This is a genomic window from Burkholderia sp. E168m22 (assembly GCF_001319805.1).
GTDB lineage: Bacteria > Pseudomonadota > Gammaproteobacteria > Burkholderiales > Burkholderiaceae > Burkholderia > Burkholderia orbicola.
The window spans coordinates 1-1,274 of sequence record NZ_BBSK01000027.1; the positions used below are offsets into that span (position 1 = coordinate 1).

Annotated in this window: 1 protein-coding gene; it reads right to left on the reverse strand. The window is 65.9% G+C overall.

What is annotated here, in order from left to right; all coding sequences use genetic code 11:
• Positions 1–139: 139 nt before the first annotated feature.
• Positions 140–1,274, reverse strand: a 1,135-nt coding sequence (locus AP428_RS08290) for a dihydrolipoyllysine-residue acetyltransferase (RefSeq protein WP_054927964.1), incomplete at its 5' end; no start/stop codon positions are given.

A 1,274-nucleotide genomic window follows, 5' to 3' on the forward strand; every position in this document is an offset into this window, starting at 1 on the left:
TACTTTTCTTTGGAAGACAAGAAAAGTGACCGCCGCCCCGCGCAGGGGCGACGCTGGCAGACCGTTGGCAAAACAGGTTCAACGACAAGGGCGTGGAGAACCAAAAACCAACCCACGCCCCCGCGAGCCCCTCATCTCATCAAAGAATGATGCGACGGAAATCCCCGAGCAACGCTCCGAGATACGCATTGAACCGCGCGGCTTCCGCGCCATCGATGACGCGATGGTCATACGACAGCGACAGCGGCAGCATGAGCCGCGGCACGAACTGCTTGCCGTCCCACACCGGCTTCATCTGGCCGCGCGACAACCCGAGGATCGCCACTTCCGGTGCATTGATGATCGGCGTGAAGTTCGTCCCGCCGATCCCGCCGAGCGACGAGATCGAGAAGCAGCCGCCTTGCATCTGGTCCGGCTTCAGCTTGCCTTCGCGCGCGGCCTTCGACAGGTCGCTCATTTCCTTCGCGATGTCGACGAGGCCCTTCTTGTCCGCATCGCGGATCACCGGCACGACGAGGCCGTTCGGCGTATCGGCCGCGAAACCGATGTGGAAGTACTGCTTGAACACGAGGTTGTCGCCGTCGAGGCTCGCGTTGAAGGTCGGGAATTTCTTCAGCGCGGCGACGACTGCCTTGATCACGAACGCGAGCATCGTGAACTTCACGCCCGCCTTTTCGTGCTCCTTGTTCAGTTGGACGCGCAGCGCTTCGAGCTCGGTGATGTCCGCTTCGTCGTTGTTCGTGACGTGCGGGATCATCACCCAGTTGCGATGCAGGTTCGCGCCCGAGATCTTCTTGATGCGCGACAGCGGCTTCGCCTCGAACGGGCCGAACTTCGAGAAATCGACCTTCGGCCACGGCAGCAGGTTCAGCTCGCCGCCGCCTGCCGGTGCGGCTGCCGCGGCGGGTGCCGCGCGCTGGCCGGTCATCACGCCCTTCACGAAGCCCGTGACGTCTTCCTTCGTAATGCGGCCCTTCGGACCGGAACCCTGCACACGCGCGACGTCGACGCCGAGTTCGCGTGCGAACTTGCGGACCGACGGCGATGCGTGGCTGGCGCGGTATTCGCCCGACGGCGCGGCGGCCGGGGCGGCAGCAGCCGGCGCCGGCGCAGCCTTCGCGGGCGCGGGTGCCGGTGCAGCAGCAGGCGCCGGTGCGGCAGCGGCCGGAGCCGGTGCGCTGGCCTGCGGTGCGGCAGCCGGCGCGCCGGCGGCTTCGAGCAGCACGATCAGCGTGCCTTCCGACACCGAATCGCCCACCTTGACCTTGATGTCC